The sequence below is a fragment of the Bacteroides sp. MSK.20.12 genome (assembly GCF_019052435.1).
Taxonomy (GTDB): domain Bacteria; phylum Bacteroidota; class Bacteroidia; order Bacteroidales; family Bacteroidaceae; genus Bacteroides; species Bacteroides xylanisolvens.
This window is the reverse complement of record NZ_JAHQVH010000025.1, coordinates 37,635-55,465: the sequence shown is the minus strand read 5'-3', so window position 1 is coordinate 55,465 and position 17,831 is coordinate 37,635. Positions and strand designations below refer to the sequence as shown.

The window sequence follows — 17,831 nt, the reverse complement described above, 5'->3', positions numbered from 1 at the left end:
TCACACCTGTACTGAATCAGAAGATATTATAGAAAGTTGATAAATTAAAAGGATAAGAAGATAACCATTACAGCAATGTAGTGGTTATTTTTTTTGTTTAAATCGTAAAATATGAGAAAAAAAATTAGAGCACCGTCTTAAACTGTCGTATCCATAACCTTAGCTTTGCAGCGAAACAGGTTATTCAAGGTCAGAATTAATAGGAGGAAAGAAATCAGCAGGTGAACACTCAAAATCCTTTGCTATAAGGTACAGTTGATGTACACTATACTTAGTATCAGAGTTCTCGCTTTCAACTTGTCCGATAAAGCCAGCAGTACAGTCAAGTATCGCAGCCATACCACGCTGTGACACATTTAGCTCTTTCCGCTTTTCTTTAATCCTATTAATAACGAACAAATCAATATCTGACTTCATAAAACCTTGTTTTTGAATTTGTAAAGATGAAAAAAAGATTTATCTTTGCGCTTAGTAATGCTAAGTAGTTAAGTAAGGTTATGAACAAAAAAACAGATAGAAAAGGTTGGTTCTATGAATATGAATCGGCAGAGAAATATCGAAAAAACTATAATTGCGAACTTACAGATGTTCGCTACGTGTTAGGGGAGCAATTCGATACAGATAAACAGAATGTATTGGTTTGCATTGGTATCAATCCTAGCATGGCACTGCCTAACTTCCTTGACCCGACATTGAGAAGGGTGCAGGACTATGCAAAAAGAAGCGGTGAATATGGAGCATGGTATATGCTGAATGTTTACCCTCAAAGAGCGACCAATCCGAACAACATGGATATAGATGATACTTACAGTATGGAGATTCATTTGCGCAATCTTGCAGCCATAGAAGAATTGTTGTCCACTATTGAACGGGCAGATGTGTGGTGCGCTTGGGGGGCGATTATTGACGATACGAAACGGACATACTTGTCTGATTTGCTATTCGGAAACGAAGATAAGAACATACAAGGTATAATCAGCCTATTTAGTGGAAATTATCATTTTAAAGCCTACGGAGCTACCACGAAAGGCTATCCTAAACACCCTCTTCTGATAGGGAAGGAAGCTAAGTTGAAAAGCTTAGATGATATAGGATTGAAAGAATTATCAGATAGAATTACTAATAATATTAAAAAATAGCATTATGAAATTGAAGTATTTATTGGCTGCTTGTACAGCCTTTTTTCTTGTATCTTGCAGCAATGATGATGAACTGCCCCAACCGCCACAACACGGTGATATTGTGGGGTTGAATATCAAAGATGCAAAGTATATCTATACAAGTGGAACTAATACCCGTTCTTCTTCTACCCAATATCGGCAGATTAAGAAAGACGGTAGAGACATGGAATTATCGTGGATTGACAATAAGGGTGATACGATTAGAATAAGCGGTTCATTTTCAATATGGGATATTAATAAAAAGTATCTGATGATAAATACAGGTAAGCCCATAAATTATAAACCCTCATATAGTGAAGATGGAAATTTACTTCCAGACAACGTCGATGTCACTGTGCTTGGAGGGTGTTCTTATCTTATTGATAAAGCGACAGAAGCGATATATGATTTAGGTGCAGGACTAAATGGAGAGAATGCTGTAACAGACAATAAGGGAAATATCTATGTCATGGCTAACATGGAAAACAATATGGACGGAGGAAGACTTTATAAAATTCATACACAAGATATTTCTAATTTAAAGTTAGAATTGTATGCAGATAATTCCCTTTCTTTTGTAGTCAACAATAAGGGAACTTGTTTCTATGGTTACAGATATATCCGTCCGTCGTATGGCACACAACAGTTTATAATTTCTAGCTTTATACCCCAAACAGAATATGGAAACGCTTTTGTATCTCACGACAATGAGGATTTATACCTCACTGCTGTTAGTGGAGAATACAATTCTTACAAACTTGTAATTAGTAAGTTAAATGAGAAACAAGAACTCCAAAGTCAAATTATGGTAGAGACGGAACTTCTTGACTATTGGGGAATACCACAGCCGAATGATATACAAGTAAAATGGAACGAACGCAGGGCTACAATGCTGATAAATGTTTATGGTCGCACTTATGAATATATACTTGCAACAAGGACATTGACTGAGATTCCTGTTAATCTAAACGGATTCTTCAATACAGATTATTCCACTTATTTGACAGCAAATGCTTTATATGCACGAAAATCTGTGGATAAATTGGATATTATAGCATTGGAGAAATACAGTATTAAGGAATTGGACTTGTCAAGCAAAGGCATTGATTTTCGTTCCATTTATACAATGGAGGGTTCGGATTTGCTATATTTTGCAGGTTTTCAATATAGCACAAGCCAATCTGTTATCGGAACGATTGATATAGACGGTAATGTGGAAATTACGGAATCAACGCCTAATCCTATTACCAACATCGTACAGATAAATTGAGATTGCATACAACAAAAAAGAAATTAATATCAAGGAGAATATGAAATTTAGAATTTTATTTTTTATTTGCATTATAATATCATCAGTTGATATAGCTAGTGCGCAGAATCTTGTGACTAAAAAAACTTATTGGGATTGGGGGAATTCCCGTTTATATGAATCTTTTACTGTAATTGCGGGTACTGGAACAAGACATGGTTCCTATAAGGAATACGACAGGAATGGAATGTTACTAATCTCCGCAAACTACAATCATGGAGCTTTACATGGATTATGTATCGAATATTTCGGAACACCCGAAAAATATATTTCTAAATCCACAAACTATCTAAATGGGAAAAAGAGCGGAATGGAAAAGAATTATAATTTGGGAAGTAGTGGACATTATCTTTTGGAAGAATGTATATATAAGGAAGATGAAATGATAGAGAAAACATCCTACTACACAGATGCCAAAAATAGAGGGCAAAAGAAAAGCCATGCAAAATTAGTAGGTGACAAACAATATAACACAAACTGGTTTCAAAACGGACAAACAGAATACAAAGGAATACTTCAAGTGACACCGGGAAACTATGGAAATATAACAACTCCAATTCAGTATACCAGATATAGCGAAACGGGCATATTAATTGAGAAACTGGATGATAATATCATTTCGTTTTATGCGGAAGATGGCAAAACTATCACACAAAAAGAGAACCTAAGCACAGATGTGATAGAATGTTATGATAATGGTGCTTTAACCAAATCTATAAAAGTTCTGAGAGAAGCAGGAAATGAATATTATGAGGTATCTTTATATAAAGATAACGAAGTATATTCTAAGAAGATAGTAGATCAAAATGGAAATGATGTGGAGCAATTAAGAAAAGAAAAGCTATTAGAACTTCAGTATGATTCCTTATATAACAAGCTGCAAGAAATTCTCCCTACAAAAGTTTCTATGAATATAAAAGAAATGGAGTTTGTTCGTCCTGACGTAGTATATTGTAGAAAAGGATTATATGAGAGTAGTGGAAAATCCTCGGCTTTAGAGACTGCGGTTAAAATGCATAAAAAAGAATTAGATGATGTTATTCGTCTACGCAATGAATATACGGAAAGAGGGATTAAAGAAAACGATGGGAAATATTATAAATCAATAAAATTGATAAGTGAATACATTGATAAAATCAGTCGAGACTTCATGCAGAAGTATGATACTTTATCTATGATGAAAAAAATAGTAGAACAGATTTCAGATGACTTACAATGCGTGGAATGTTCTTACACTTATTATAGAGGTCAACAAGGGTATAAAGATAATGCGCCCAAAATACACAAGAATGCTTACAATGCATATCTTGCAACAACTGAATACCTTACTTTAAGCTTGGAGGGTAAAAACTTGAGCGAGACGTTGGCTATACTCCAACAGTATGCAACTGTTAGTTCCAAAATGAGGAAATGGTATAGCAAGAAAATTACTCCTATTGAGAAATTATTAAAAAAAGCAGAGACTCCCGAAGCTCAATTGGATATTTTCTTGAATAATGATGTGGAATAAAAGTCATTTGTTTTTATGTAATGAGATATAAATCAATATATTACATACTAACCACGAATAAGAACCGCTATAATGTCAAGTTGTGGCGGTTTCTTTTTTTCGAGAGTTACGTCGTAAAATGACGTATATGTCTTAGTTACTTTGCTCACACTAAGACTAAATAAGAAAAAGAATATGAAAAAATTGGGTATATTCAAATATGAGTATGTAGGTGAGAGAGCCATACAATCTGGATTTCCAGAATTGGATAAAGTAACATTCGGGTGGAAGAATGGAGAATTGATTGTAATTGGAGCACGTCCGGCAATGGGAAAGACAGCGTTTGGAATATCTATGATACGAAATATCGCTATTCTTAATAGAATTCCAGTAGCTTTCTTCAGTCTTGAAATGTCAAGTTTACAATTTATGAACAGATTCCTATCAAATGTGAGTAGTGTGGAATTAAACCGGGCTGAATTGTACAGCAAGCAAGAACATCGTTTTTTAGATGATGCAGAAAAAAATATTGAGGATGCTCCTGTCTTTCTGGATGATACTCCTTCGTTATCTGTACATGAGCTTCGTACGAGAGCCTCTCGTCTTGTACGGGAACATCAGATTAAGTTAATCATTGTGGATTATCTTCAATTAATGAATGCCAGTGGACTGATTTTTGATAGCCACAAAGAAGAAATAGGTGTGATAACTCGTTCTCTTAAAGCACTTGCCAAAGAGTTGAATATCCCTATCATTGCTTTTTCGCAGTTAAATCGTTCTGTAGAAAACCGTGAAGGTATTGAGGGGAAACGTCCTCAATTAAGCGACCTCCGAGATTCAGGGAGTATTGAGCAAGATGCGGACATGATTTGTTTTATCCACCGTCCTGAATATTATAAAATATTCCAAGATGACAAGGGTAACGATTTACATGGTATGGCTGAAATTATTGTTGCCAAAAATCGTGATGGGAAAACGGGAGATGCTCGACTAAAATTCTTGGGTGCAATATCACGCTTTCAGAATATAGATGAAGAATCCAAGCTATAATCATTTCGCATGAAAGAGAGGCATTTTAAATTCAAGCTAATCAAAGGTGATGAAAGCATCATCCTAACGTTGAATTGCTCTGAGTTGTCAATTAATACAATTCACAAACTAACAGATAACCCCATAAAATTAGAGGCAGGCAAAGAATGTAAATTGTTATTTACTGGAAATATAGATTGTAGCTTAGAGCTTGAAGATATATATAACCTCGCAAGTTTTATACAGTCATTTGTGGGTAAAACTTTGGTGTGGGATATTATAAATGAATCTCCTAAATTAGATGAACCGAAAGATTTAAACGGGTATTTAATAGTTACATAGGGCTAAGAGGTTGTTAAAGTTGTGAATCCTCTTACTTTATGTAATATAACGTTTAAATTGTGTCTGACTTACACATTATCGCACAATTACAATATATTAAAAGTCTTGTAATGAAAGGTTTGGCGGCATGATCGTGCAATCGTGCCGATTGTGTACTTTACTATCTCGTTAAATTATAGAATAAATCCTTATATTCTTGCTCTATGATTTTAAACTCAACAAACTTGAAGTTTGGAGTAGATAGAATCTCTCCTTTGTAGTTTGATAGTTCTTCAGAGGTATAGTGTAAAAACTCATGATAGAGCATTACATTGTCTACGCTGTCAATTTGCTCTCGTTCCTGTTCGTTAGGAAGTTCGCCAAGAAACATGCCGTATACCATATTTTGTAACTTAGATTCTGCTTGTAAATATACTTCTAAATGCTTTTTGAGTGGTCTTGTGATGTCTGATAGATATGCCTCACTCGCATCATGTAGCAACAAAGCTAACGCAACTTTGTTGCTATATCCACGGGCAATAGCTTCTTTGCAACAAGCGATACAATGTTGTGCGACTGAATAAAATTCGGGGAAATGTCCGTTTGCCCTTGTCATTAGCGATAAAGCGTGTGCTATATCATCAATACGAATATCCTCTTCCTTTGGGTTGAGAGGCGAGAATTTAACTCCTGAATAAGTGGTAATATGGTCTGACATAATCAATGCTATATAAGTGTAATATTCTGTCTAACTAATATGCTGTTGATAATAAACAAGCCATTCATTTATCAATAGAAGAAGGGTATGGTTATTATCAGCAATATGTGTGCAAAGATACTATTTTAAGACTGAAACACCACAGTCAAGTTCCCCCGAATTACAGACTTGCAATAATAGAGTTGAGCATATTTTCGGCTTTCTGGTCATAATTTAGGCTAGACAAATGGTATTCAAGATCATCAAGCCCGTTTATTTTCTCAATTATAGATAGTAAGGTTCTCAAATCTTTGAAATCTATCTCCTTACGTTGAATATTGCTACAGTTGATATATCTATCAAATTTGGATGAAAACAAGTAAATCGGAGACATGACATTAATACCTCCTATAAAATGAGTAAATTGCTTGTTGTTGTAGTCACGGTCTATAAGTATATCAACATCTGCCTTTACATAGTTTGATTCTAAAGTAATCATGTAGTCGGAATCTTCCTCTATATCAAACCTGAAACTATCCCTGATATGCTCTATGAACTCACTTGTATTTTGCTGGTTGTCAAATAAAGTCCAAAAGTCGAAATCATTGTTAGACCTACTTCTCCAAAATGGAATAGAATGATAGTTACATAGCAAGTCTATTGCAGTTCCACCTATCAGATACAATCCATACTTTGAAGCTATTTTTGCAATATCAATATCGAATACTGTATATTGTTCAAAAATAGCTCTCTGCCTGTTCTCGTCTGATAGTCTAACCATTATCCGGCATTGTTCTCGTCTTTTCTCTTTCTGCCTCTTTTCTTCCGATTCAAGAGAAAATTTAGGTAGATGCTGGGCTTAAAGAATGCTATTTTCTTGGCTGGAATATCAATCGGTACAAAGGTAGCCGGATTCATCCCTTTTCTTGCTGACTTCTGCTTGACTGAAAATGAGCCGAAGCCGATAATGATAACTCTTCCGTTCCGCTTCATTTCTTCGGTAATGGTTTCAATGATTGCATCCAGTGCCTTTCTTGACTCTGTTTTGTTTAATCCTGTCTTTGCTGCTACTGCGTTAGTTAGTTCTTTCTTGTTCATACTGTTATTATATTAATGTGATTGATTTTCAGTTGATTTTCAAGGATTGTTCCGTCTGTAATGATATGACGAAGCGTCATAAGCTGATTAGAGAGGTTATGACGTTTATACTTTGCTTATGACGCTTTGTCATAGACTATATCGATGTGTAATCTTTCCTTGTTTGCAAATTATCTGGAAAAAGTGAGTAGAAAGTTAGATAGAATGACTATTTTTATTTTTTGTGGACTATAATTTGTTTGAAACCATAAATAAGACTAAATTTGCAATTACAACTATAATAGAGTTTATGTGGATTAAATTTCGCATAAAATGTACATGTATGTGTATTACAAAAATAGTTTGTAATACAGTCTATTAATAAAACGATTTTTGTATGAATGGAAATACTGAAAATAGAATATTATTGAGTGAAGATTCTCTAAAACATCTTGCACAAGATATCCCTATTGATATTATCGAGAAATTGTCAGTACTCAAAGATCAAATATATCACCGTTATGATGATTTTAATTCTATTGTACAAGGATTATTAGGGGGAGAGAATTATTTGAAATATAAAGATAACATTCTTAGTTTTGTTGAACAGGTTGAAACAGACGAAGATACTTTAGATTCAAATGATTTAGGAAAAGGTTCAATATACCCATATGATCCCTCGAAAGCAGATGTTGATATTAGAGAAGATCCTCAAACCATTTATGAATTAGTTGTTAGAAAATGGGATAGAGGCTTAATAAAAATGCCTGATTTTCAACGAAAATACATTTGGAAGGCAGAGCAACAATGCTTGTTTATAGAATCAATATTACTTAATTTTCCTTTACCTCCTTTATATATCAACAAAGATAAAGAAGGAAACTACATAGTTGTTGATGGAAGACAACGTATTACTACATTAAGAAGATTCCTTAAAGATGAATTTAAACTAGAAGGATTAAAAGCCATTCCTAGTGTGAATGGGAAACGATTTTCTGATTTAGTTGCACTTAATAGCGAATATCAGACTAAAATTGAAGACAAAAAATTGCTAGTTTATATTATTCAACCGTCAGTTCCATTAGAAATGGTATATGATATATTTAATAGAATAAACACAGGGGGAACGCAGTTAGAAAGACAAGAAATAAGAAATTGCATTTATATTGGTAAAGCGACAGATTTTTTGAAAAAGCTGTCATCAAAGTTAAGTTTTAAGATGGCTATTGATTATGGCATTTCAGATAGTAGAGCAAAAGACCAAGAAGCTGTTTTAAGATATTTGTCATTTAGAATTTTTGATTATATAATGGATTATAAAAATAGCATGAATGACTTTGTTGAAGATGCTATGAAAAATATGAATGAGAAATTTACGGATGAAGACTTTGAAAAATATGAATTGGAATTCGAGAAGGCTATGTATTATACTAGAGAGTTTTTCGGGGATAGAAATTTTAGGATTCCAACCACTGAGACTAGAGGTAGAATAAATATTGCAATCTTTGAAACTGTTGCTGGTTTTTTTGCTTCAAAAAGTAAGGAGTATCTTTTGAGAAATAAAGCTCAAATAAAAGCGAACTATACTTTGCTATTGAAAGATTCTCAATATTTTGATGCAGTGAGGTTTTCTACTGGAGATAAAAAGAGAGTTGCAACTCGCTTTGATTGTGTTTTTGATACACTTAGTAAAGAATGTATAAATGATTAAGTCTACTAGTCTAAAAAATTTCAAATGTTTTCAAAATGAAACCAGGTTTCATTTTAAAACAATAAACCTGTTAACAGGCGTTAATGGTAGAGGTAAGTCTTCTTTCTTGCAAAGTATTTTACTTATAAGTCAATCCATTGAAGATAAAAAAACTTTTTGTAAGGTAGTTTTTAATGGACAATTGGTAAACTTAGGCTCATTTCGAGATGTGCAAAATAAAAATACAGCAAATAGCAATCCTATTGAAATTTCGCATGAAACTTTGAATGGAGTACTTACTGTGATATTAGAACGAGATGAGATTGATGATACAATTGGACTTTTGTCAACTGATATTGATGGTGATATAACCACTGAATTTCAACATGTACATTATATTGCGGCCGATAGAGTTGGGCCGCAAGAATTTTATATTAAAACAACTTTGCCTCGTTTTGTCTCTGTTGGGACAAGAGGGGAATATTTAGGAAATATTTTATATCAAAAGAAAGCACAATTAGTCAACACATTACTTCAAGAAATTAATCTAAAAAGCTCAAACGAACTTGAGATTAAAACGGGAGAATGGTTATCGTATATTTTGAATACTGAAAATGTAAAAGTTTATATTGATAATCCTGAAAATTCAAGAATTATTACATTTTCATTTGGGATTGGAAACTCAAAGTTTAGGCCACATAATATAGGATTTGGTTATTCGTATGTATTGCCGATAGTAGTTGCTGGTTTAATAGCGCAACCAGGAGATATTATTATTGTTGAGAATCCAGAAGCTCATTTACATCCTAAGGCTCAATCTAATCTAATATATTTTTTATCAAAAGTCGCTATTGGTGGAGTGCAAATATTTATAGAATCACATAGTGAACATATATTGAACGCATTAAGAGTTCTTGTGAAAAAAGAAAATTTGACTTCAGAAATGGTATCTGTCTTTTTCTTTAATGAAAAGTCAAAAGATTTATATTCACCAATAGATATAAAAGAAAAAGGTGCTATAGATCTCTGGCCTAATGATTTTTTTGATCAAAATGAAATAGATTTAAAACAGTTAGTTGGTTTTTAATTATGCATATATTTGTTAATGACTGTTTGCTGCAGAATGATCTTTTACTTAGGCATTTGAATGATGAAAATTTACTTTTTACTTCATTAAAAGAAATGAGCCTTTTTTTTGATGTTATAAAAGAAAAAAGATTAGAGTTTAGTAATAAAGCTCCTCTCAAATTATATGTTTCATCTGAAATAATAGAAGTTTTTTTTAATTTGATTTCTCAAAAAGACTTAGAAAATCTTTTTAGGGCGCAACTTTCTAAGATTACCCCAATATATTGGAATGAAAATTCTATCCAGAAACGGGAATGTCAATACTATCTTTTTGATTCTACACTTTGTCCTCCTAAGTCTCTTTCTGTAAATAACACATCTTTAGCAGAAGCTTATGAATTTATGTATGTGCATAACGAAAGTGTTTTAGCTTTAAATTTTCCAAACTCAATATTGAGTACACAAGTTAGCTTATTAGTTATTGCTGTAAAAGTAAATTCGTCAGGTTCGAAGCACATAGCATGTGTAGACAACGATAATCTTTTAAAGGAATGGATTGAACAGAACTTAGATAAGAAACCATTTATTTATGACAAGAAATCTAAAGTTCCACCGACAGATATTCAAACGTGTTTACGAAGCAAGCTTAGATTTGAAGATACAGGTAAAACATATCAAGAAAGAAAGATTTATCGTGAACTAAGTACTGAAAATCAATGGTATGTGGATAATTTGCATTTTGGAGAAAAAGCCCATATTGAGGTTTTTGATAATAGAGGAAATTTTGTTGGAGAGGCTACTATTGATGGAGTGTTGATTGTAAAAGAAACAAATCCACACAGCAAAAGTGCTAGTCGAAAGAAAAAAGAGAAAAGAAAGTTAAAATCATAATTCTTGTGCATATCTGATTTTCTGTGTCTTATGATATAAATGCTAGAAAATGGAAAGAGCAGAAGGGGATTATGGTTCTTTGTTAAATTCCGTGCTATTCTCTGTAACTATTTTCAATCCGTAAAAATATGTTGTTTTTATCTGTAAAAGAACATTTTCTCTATAGATTGTTTTACTGATAATATGGGGTCTCAATCTGGGTCTCAATTCGGGGGTACATGGTGACACATGATGCTACCGCAATAACCAACTCTATTTTTTATCAAGTAAATTACGTGCGTCACGGTGTGTCGTACTGTGCTACGAGGTAATGAATTTAGTGACCGCCAGGAACCTCAACTATCACTTTGAAGCCCTTGAAAGTCAAGCACTTTCAAGGGCTTATTTTTTACGGAGACCGTTTCGGGGGACCACTTGAAAATTCGAGAATATTCCCGCATTATGGTATGGTATAATAGGCACTGTATTTAATTCTTTATTTTAGGCTTTTCCCTATCGACAATTATAGTATTCACTAGTTTTTTATGATTTTCCTGCGTTACTTTTGTTATAAACCAAAAGAAAAACGCCATGAAAAAGATTTTATTTATCCTATTTGCTACCCAATTTATTTTGGCTCCTTATATAATAAAGAGCTATGGTGCAAATCTTATTGAAGACAATTATGAGTATTCGGGAGTTAATTAAGGGAGAAAGACTGTCGAAAAGGATATCTTTGGAAATATCATCATTCGTGATGATAAAGGCAATAGGAAGACCATTGAAAAGGATATTTTTGGGAATATCACTATTCGTGATGATAAAGGCAATAGAAAGACCATTGAAGAGGATATTTTTGGAAATATTACCATTCGTGATGATAAGGGCAATAGAAAGACTATTGAAAAAGATATTTTTGGGAATATCACCATTCGCGATGATAAAGGTAATAGAAAGACTATCGAAGAGGATATTTTTGGAAATACAGTTATTGAGGATTATTAAAAGGTTATATTTATAAGGAGGAAATGTATCAGACTTATCTTCTTGTACTGATTTAGGGGTTAGATCGATTAACTGATAATGTGAAATTAATGGTGATATTAAAGAAATATTTATGATCTTTGTACCCATGAATATCGGAAATTAGTTGAATAGATTGATGAATCGTATAAAAGGTATACTTTATGCAGCGGTGTCTTCCTCTACTTTTGGACTGGCTCCGTTCTTTTCCCTCACTTTATTGTTGGCAGGTTTTTCAGCTTTCGAAGTGCTTTCCTATCGTTGGGGAGTGGCGACAATTGCGTTGACTCTGTTCGGATGGTGTTCGGGATGTAGTTTTCGATTGGAAAAGAAGGATTTTTTAGTTGTTCTTTTATTAAGTTTGTTGAGGGCAGTTACTTCATTCAGTTTGCTTATAGCATATCAGAATATAGCTACCGGGGTGGCGTCAACCATTCATTTTATGTATCCGTTGGCGGTATCTCTAGTTATGATGTACTTCTTTCAGGAAAAGAAATCCCTTTGGGTGATGTTTGCGGTCTCCATGTCCTTGTTAGGAGCGGCCTTGCTTTCATCGGGGGAACTGGAGGCGAAAAATGGTGATACGATAGTCGGACTGGTAGCAGCTTGTGTTTCTGTGTTTTCCTATGCGGGGTATATTGTTGGCGTACGAATGACACGCGCTGTTCGAATCAATTCCACTGTACTGACTTGTTATGTTATGGGGTTAGGAACCGTTCTTTATTTTATAGGTGCTTTGACTACTTCCGGGCTTCAGCTGGTAGCTGACGGTTATACCTGGTTGATTATTTTGGGACTTGCATTACCGGCTACAGCCATTTCTAATATAACATTGGTACGGGCTATTAAATATGCAGGGCCTACGTTGACATCTATTTTAGGTGCGATGGAACCATTGACAGCTGTGGTGATCGGAGTTTTTGTGTTTAAAGAATTATTTACTCTGAATAGCGCTATTGGGATTATTTTAATTCTGTTGGCTGTGAGTGTGGTAATATTTCGTAAACAAAAAAATGAAAGAGTATAAATAAAAAAAATGCTGTTTTACCTGATCGGATAAACAACATTTTTATAGGAGAGCCTCTTGTCGGATTCGAACCAACGACCCCGAGATTACAAATCACGTGCTCTGGCCAACTGAGCTAAAGAGGCGTTTTTCTTTTGCGGGTGCAAAGGTATGAATTTCTTTTAAAAATGCAAATACATCGCATACTTTTTTTATATTTGCAAAGTTACCAATGATTAGATGAAAATGAAAATTATGAATGTATGTGGTATGGCGATTTTAGCTATAGGTATATGGGCTTGTTCCGGACAGAAAAAGGGGACGGCAAATGTAGAAGTTGCAACAGATAGTGTAGAAGTAGCTGCAGATGCTATATCTGTTCAGGCAGATAGTACAGGATATATTGTTCGGGTAGGAGAGATGGCTCCGGACTTTACGATTATCCTGACAGATGGTAAACAAGTGAGTCTATCTTCCCTTCGTGGTAAGGTTGTCATGTTGCAGTTTACTGCAAGTTGGTGCGGAGTTTGTCGTAAAGAAATGCCGTTTATTGAGAAGGATATTTGGTTAAAGCATAAAAATAATGCAGACTTTGCTTTAATTGGCATTGACCGTGACGAACCACTTGATAAAGTATTGGCTTTTGCTAAATCTACCGGAGTGACTTATCCGTTAGGACTGGATCCGGGAGCTGATATTTTTGCGAAATATGCATTGCGTGAATCCGGAATAACAAGAAATGTGTTAGTTGATAAGGAAGGAAGAATTGTAAAACTGACTCGTTTATATAATGAAGAAGAGTTTGCTTCTCTTGTGCAGAAGATTAATGAGATGCTGAAATGAAAGAAAGCCTTCATTAGGCGTATCTGACGGAGCATTTATGAGCATATAAAAATAGTGACGCTATCCTGATGTGATGGCGTCACTATTTAGGTTATATAGTGACGCTATCCGGAACGCATACCGTCACTATATAATAATGAGCTTTTCAAGCAATACTAAGTTTGACTAGGTAATCGTAATGTTTTCCTTCTTTCACTAGTTCTGCCTTAAAACCACATTCGGAAGCGTATAAACTAAGAGTCTGGAAATCTAGATATAACCAGTCGAATGTGTCTCCTTTTACATCTTTATATTGCATTTGGAAGTCAATCTCTCCATAATAATCTCCGGCCAGATCGATGACTATGCTGCCGTCTTCTTCTTCAAAAAGATAGCGCAAATCGCTGGAATCCATGAGTATGCATCCGCCGGGACGGAGAATACGTTTCATTCGTTGGAAGAATCCGGGCATATTATTCAGTCTTCCGATAATTCCGGAACCATTCATAAGCATCAGGATCGTATTGAATGTTTCGGTAAATGTTTCGTCAAAAAGGTTGATGAGGCGCGGATCGTTCACTCCGCGTTGTTGCATCACTTCGACGGATAACGGAGAAATATCAATGGCACACACTTCTTTTCCCATTTCCTGAAGTGCCAGTGCATGGCATCCGCTTCCGGCACCTACATCCAATATTCGTCCTGTAGCCATTTGTAGGGCGGTACGCTCTAATATAGGCATAGACTGTATACTACGGAATAATTCTTTGACGGGAATTTCATCTTCTTCGAATTGGGAAGAGAATACCCGCAAACGATCAGCTCTGTGATGGTTGAAATAATCAGAAATAGCGGCTCCCATCGGGTCCTTTTCTGCAGAAAGAGTTGTTGTTGCCATTGGTGGTTACGATTGTTAACTCTGCAAAGATAAATAAATCCGCAGAAAAGGGTTATCTTTGCCGTCGGAAATGTTGAATACTAATAAATGATTATATGAGTATAGAAGAAGCAATCATGGGTGGAATCGTTTTTAAAGGTAAGAAAGATAAGCCCAAAGAAGAGGAAAAAGTGAAGACGAAAGCGAAAAAAGCGACGTATATTCGTGGACAGCATGGTTCGGGTGCAGCGAAGATGAAAGCAGATATCCGGAAGAAGAGAGCTAGCCGTCATAAGAAATAAAAGTATGGTTATAAATATAATAATTTGTGTAGTATCTGTTGTACTTATGTTGCGGGGTGCTTTTCTAATTCTGAAAATGGGACTCTTGTGGATGCTTCATTGCAGGATAATAAAATCGTATGACAGGAAAACACATGGAAAGGTAGTGGATATAGAGACACAGGTAAAGTCTGATGGTATGAATATTACTGATGTATGTATACCAAAAATAAAATATAAATTGGAGGGAGAAGACGAAAAGTGTTGCCAATTTCTTCCTTCTAATCTAAAGAGTGGAGAGGAAAATAACATTTATCTTTATCCAAAACAGTATCATATAGATGATAAGGTTACCATATTGTATGATAAAGGTAAGGCGAATGATATGTTTGTGTTGCCCAGAATGCAACTAATGAGGCTGCTTGTTAACCAATTTGTTCCTGGTTGTTTTTTCATACTGTCGGCAATTTTAGGATTATGCTTTGTTTTTTAGAAACAGCATAGGCTGTCCGAAAAGCCTTAGAGGAATATTATAGAGTAGTACAATAATAGTAGAGTCAAGTCAAGGTTAAAAGGGAAGAGCCCGATGCAAAACCGGACTCTTTATCAATCTTGTTAATTTTTGGAGACATTTGTTGAATATCTCTGCTTAGAAATACAAAAAAAGGCAACTAACTCGCAGTGAATTAGTTGCCTTATCTTTTTTATTTATTAAATGTCCCTTTTTAATCTGTTTAGCTTTTTGGGCCACTCCAAATTGTAGTAAGGGTGATTTTTCTTTTTAGGGACTTTTGGAACGACCTCTCTTACTTTTGTGGAAGTACCTCAATCCAGTAATCGTCCGGGTCATTGATGAAATAAAGCCCCATGGCCGTGTTCTCAAAACATACACAATTCATTTCTTTGTGATAAGCTCTGATTGCATCGTAATCGCCGGCTACACGAAAGCAGAGATGGCTTTCGTTTTCCCCCAGTTCGTATGGAGCAGTATGATCTTTCAACCACGTCAATTCCAGCAAGAAACCTGTTTCGTTATCAGTCAGGTAGACTAACGTGAACGAGCCGTCGGATGCTTCCTTCCGATGATGTTCTTTTAAGCCGAGTGCTTTTTCATAAAAAGCGATACTCCGCTCCAGATTAGTGACGTTGATATTAAAATGGTCAAATTTACTTTTTATTTCCATTGTTGCGATTTTCTTTATTTTTTCATTAAGAGCTTCACGATTTCTCCAACATACGTGCGCGGTTGTCCGGCTTGCGGAGTTGTCTGTGAAGGCATTTTCTTACATTCGATAACAGCCGAAGGTGTTGTTTGGTTTGGAGCGTACAATTTTAATGTATAGCTATCTGCCTTTTCTATTGCATCGTAAGCTTGATCGGGTGAAAGCGTGCAATAGGCAACTGCTTTTCCTGATTGATAACCAAGTGCGCCACCAGCATTTGCAGTCATATTGGTCATGTTGAACTCATCTTTTCCGATGCTGATTACTAATTTTCCGCTTCCCATCAAAGCATATACTTCACCCGGGATTTGTTTCAAATCAATTTCTATATAACCCGGCATATCAGCGGAAGCCTTGCCTGCAGGAGTAGCAGGAGTGAGAGTTGCAGCAGGAACAGTGGTTTGAGCAGGTTCGCCAGTTGTCACTTTTATATCAGTCTTTTTATCTGCGCCACCAATGACAATCGGACCTGCGGCTGCAACGATTGATGGAGTTTTTTGCTCTTCTTCTTTCTTCTTTTTCTCTGTTTTCGGACGGGTGTCAGGTGCTCCGAAAGCTACTGCTACATCCATAAATATATCATCGGCGAAGTCTACAGTTTTTCTACGCCATTTAGCCAAGCCACGTACTAATTTAGTCTTAGCTTTATTGAGCGCATATTTATCAGTAATCCATTCTTCAGCTTTATATTTTTCTGTTTCACGATAAGTAAAACGGATTTTTTCAAGCTCTACCAGGCAGTTTCCGGGTTTGCAGGTAACGGTAATCTGATAGTTAACTAATGTACGGTCTAATGACAGGGCACTGGAATGGAAAACAATCCATTCTTCTCCAATACCGGCAATTGTTCCTTTTACTTCGTCGGAGAAAACAATGCGGCTGTCGGTGTTTTTATTCTCTTTCAGACGTTCATCCATCCACTTTGTCATTGTGTCGTAGATTTGTGCCTGACTCATTCCGGGAATCTGGAACTCTTTGGAAAATACTACTTTACCTTCTACTTCAGGAACAGCTCCTGCAAGGTACCTGGTGTCATCTTTCTTCTCTTTTGCAGAATCTGCCTTCATTGCCATCGGCAATGCGAGAAACATAGTAAGAAACAGAATCGTAAATTTATTCATAATTATAATGTGTTTATTTGGTAATCTCAAAACTTTCGCCCCGACGGGTGATGCTGATAAAACGGCATCCTGCATTTTCTGCAAAACTACGAAGCGCATTTCCTCCTTCATAATCTTCACTGAAGTGCATGGGCACAAATATAGTAGTTTTTATTTGTTCGATGAACTGTTTTGCCCCTTTCATGTAATCTTTTCCCATTCTCCGATCCACCGGGAATAGCACTAGATCGATGTTAGGCACTTTTTCTTTTAAATATTTAACTTCTGCAAGGAAATCACCATTGGCTTTTCGTATCTCTTCTTCGGTCGATTCTTCACTCCAGTGCCAGTTGTTCAAGTCGCCGGCATGGAAGATACTCCAATCTTGTAAGTGAAGAAGGAACGAACTGCCGACATCTGTCGATCCGAAGGCGTCGATGCGGATCGTGTCGTCTTCGTATGTTTCTCCTTTTTTAATATAGAAAGCATCTTCGGCTTTGGCACGATGGGACTTCAGAATATCTTTGGAGAAGATGTATTGAATGTCGGGGCGTTGCTCTTTCCAAGTCAATATTTCACGGTTAAAGTGATCGGGATGGAAATGAGTAGCCAATACGTACAGTTTACCCGGCCTTTGCAGGAGATAATCATGCACGATTCCCCGGTTGTGTTCCGTTTCGGAAGAATCTTTGTAGTAATCGATGATAATGGTTACACCTTCCATTTCGATGGCGAAACCGCTGTGATAAATATAATCCAGTGTCATAGCTGACTATTTTATAGTTGCAA

The 17,831-nt window shown here is 35.5% G+C and carries 18 protein-coding genes, 1 tRNA gene and 2 pseudogenes; 12 read left to right on the top strand and 9 right to left on the bottom strand.

Annotation, left to right across the window (positions count from 1 at the left end; translation table 11 throughout):
- Positions 1–180: 180 nt before the first annotated feature.
- Positions 181–417: a helix-turn-helix domain-containing protein gene (locus KTR06_RS14300; RefSeq protein WP_002561180.1), complete on the bottom strand. Its 237-nt coding sequence runs from the start codon at positions 415–417 to the stop codon at positions 181–183.
- 80 nt (positions 418–497) lie between these two features.
- Between KTR06_RS14300 and KTR06_RS14295 the strand changes: the two genes are divergently transcribed.
- The 5 genes and pseudogenes from KTR06_RS14295 to KTR06_RS14275 all read left to right on the top strand — a co-directional run bounded on the left by KTR06_RS14295 (position 498) and on the right by KTR06_RS14275 (position 5,329).
- Positions 498–1,139, top strand: coding sequence for a DUF1643 domain-containing protein (locus tag KTR06_RS14295; RefSeq protein ID WP_216441860.1), 642 nt, complete (start codon positions 498–500; stop codon positions 1,137–1,139).
- 4 nt (positions 1,140–1,143) lie between these two features.
- Positions 1,144–2,430, top strand: coding sequence for a hypothetical protein (locus tag KTR06_RS14290; protein WP_217290449.1), 1,287 nt, complete (start codon positions 1,144–1,146; stop codon positions 2,428–2,430).
- 40 nt (positions 2,431–2,470) lie between these two features.
- On the top strand, positions 2,471–3,979 hold the full coding sequence (locus tag KTR06_RS14285) for a hypothetical protein (protein ID WP_217290448.1): 1,509 nt from the start codon (positions 2,471–2,473) through the stop codon (positions 3,977–3,979).
- A gap of 210 nt (positions 3,980–4,189) precedes the next feature.
- Positions 4,190–4,996, top strand: a pseudogene (locus KTR06_RS14280) (replicative DNA helicase); the annotation flags it as partial.
- Positions 4,997–5,017: 21 nt separating this feature from the next.
- Positions 5,018–5,329 (top strand): hypothetical protein, encoded by a 312-nt coding sequence (locus KTR06_RS14275; protein ID WP_217290446.1) that lies wholly within the window; start codon positions 5,018–5,020, stop codon positions 5,327–5,329.
- 160 nt (positions 5,330–5,489) lie between these two features.
- Here the strand turns inward: KTR06_RS14275 and KTR06_RS14270 are convergent, their stop codons facing one another.
- The 3 genes from KTR06_RS14270 to KTR06_RS14260 all read right to left on the bottom strand — a co-directional run bounded on the left by KTR06_RS14270 (position 5,490) and on the right by KTR06_RS14260 (position 7,103).
- The gene (locus tag KTR06_RS14270; protein WP_002561186.1) at positions 5,490–6,026 is read right to left on the bottom strand and encodes a hypothetical protein; all 537 of its coding nucleotides are present in this window, start codon (positions 6,024–6,026) and stop codon (positions 5,490–5,492) included.
- Positions 6,027–6,186: 160 nt separating this feature from the next.
- Positions 6,187–6,786, bottom strand: coding sequence for a hypothetical protein (locus tag KTR06_RS14265; RefSeq protein WP_118202014.1), 600 nt, complete (start codon positions 6,784–6,786; stop codon positions 6,187–6,189).
- Positions 6,786–7,103: an HU family DNA-binding protein gene (locus tag KTR06_RS14260; RefSeq protein ID WP_195741029.1), complete on the bottom strand. Its 318-nt coding sequence runs from the start codon at positions 7,101–7,103 to the stop codon at positions 6,786–6,788. The genes KTR06_RS14265 and KTR06_RS14260 overlap by 1 nt, the downstream gene beginning before the upstream one ends.
- A 376-nt stretch (positions 7,104–7,479) precedes the next feature.
- Here KTR06_RS14260 and KTR06_RS14255 point away from each other — a divergent pair, with 376 nt between their 5' ends.
- From KTR06_RS14255 to KTR06_RS14235, 5 genes and pseudogenes are all read left to right on the top strand, one after another.
- On the top strand, positions 7,480–8,793 hold the full coding sequence (locus KTR06_RS14255; RefSeq protein WP_195741030.1) for a DUF262 domain-containing protein: 1,314 nt from the start codon (positions 7,480–7,482) through the stop codon (positions 8,791–8,793).
- Complete coding sequence (locus KTR06_RS14250) at positions 8,786–9,859, top strand: DUF3696 domain-containing protein (RefSeq protein ID WP_195741031.1); 1,074 nt, start codon at positions 8,786–8,788, stop codon at positions 9,857–9,859. Before KTR06_RS14255 ends, KTR06_RS14250 begins: the two co-directional genes overlap by 8 nt.
- A 2-nt stretch (positions 9,860–9,861) precedes the next feature.
- On the top strand, positions 9,862–10,731 hold the full coding sequence (locus KTR06_RS14245) for a hypothetical protein (RefSeq protein WP_195741032.1): 870 nt from the start codon (positions 9,862–9,864) through the stop codon (positions 10,729–10,731).
- A gap of 570 nt (positions 10,732–11,301) precedes the next feature.
- Positions 11,302–11,709 (top strand): annotated as a pseudogene (locus KTR06_RS14240) (hypothetical protein); the annotation flags it as partial.
- Positions 11,710–11,872: 163 nt separating this feature from the next.
- On the top strand, positions 11,873–12,760 hold the full coding sequence (locus tag KTR06_RS14235) for a DMT family transporter (RefSeq protein WP_087323662.1): 888 nt from the start codon (positions 11,873–11,875) through the stop codon (positions 12,758–12,760).
- A 51-nt stretch (positions 12,761–12,811) separates the two neighbouring features.
- Here the strand turns inward: KTR06_RS14235 and KTR06_RS14230 are convergent.
- Positions 12,812–12,885: transfer RNA gene (locus KTR06_RS14230), tRNA-Thr, on the bottom strand.
- 94 nt (positions 12,886–12,979) lie between these two features.
- On the opposite strand from KTR06_RS14230, the gene KTR06_RS14225 reads away from it, so the two are divergent.
- The gene (locus tag KTR06_RS14225) at positions 12,980–13,582 is read left to right on the top strand and encodes a TlpA disulfide reductase family protein (protein ID WP_009041222.1); all 603 of its coding nucleotides are present in this window, start codon (positions 12,980–12,982) and stop codon (positions 13,580–13,582) included.
- A gap of 145 nt (positions 13,583–13,727) precedes the next feature.
- Here the strand turns inward: KTR06_RS14225 and KTR06_RS14220 are convergent, their stop codons facing one another.
- The gene (locus tag KTR06_RS14220) at positions 13,728–14,459 is read right to left on the bottom strand and encodes a bifunctional 2-polyprenyl-6-hydroxyphenol methylase/3-demethylubiquinol 3-O-methyltransferase UbiG (RefSeq protein WP_217290444.1); all 732 of its coding nucleotides are present in this window, start codon (positions 14,457–14,459) and stop codon (positions 13,728–13,730) included.
- 95 nt (positions 14,460–14,554) lie between these two features.
- Between KTR06_RS14220 and KTR06_RS14215 the strand changes: the two genes are divergently transcribed.
- Entirely contained in the window at positions 14,555–14,740 is a 186-nt protein-coding gene (locus KTR06_RS14215; RefSeq protein WP_004300779.1) for a hypothetical protein, read from the top strand.
- A gap of 785 nt (positions 14,741–15,525) precedes the next feature.
- Here the strand turns inward: KTR06_RS14215 and KTR06_RS14210 are convergent.
- The 3 genes from KTR06_RS14210 to KTR06_RS14200 are packed head-to-tail and all read right to left on the bottom strand — an operon-like array spanning position 15,526 to position 17,808.
- Entirely contained in the window at positions 15,526–15,903 is a 378-nt protein-coding gene (locus KTR06_RS14210; RefSeq protein ID WP_008025806.1) for a VOC family protein, read from the bottom strand.
- 14 nt (positions 15,904–15,917) lie between these two features.
- A complete protein-coding gene (locus tag KTR06_RS14205; protein WP_004311362.1) occupies positions 15,918–17,063 on the bottom strand; it encodes a DUF4468 domain-containing protein in 1,146 nt (381 codons plus the stop codon).
- Between the two features lie 13 nt (positions 17,064–17,076).
- Positions 17,077–17,808: an MBL fold metallo-hydrolase gene (locus KTR06_RS14200; RefSeq protein WP_004311361.1), complete on the bottom strand. Its 732-nt coding sequence runs from the start codon at positions 17,806–17,808 to the stop codon at positions 17,077–17,079.
- Between the last annotated feature and the right edge of the window lie 23 nt (positions 17,809–17,831).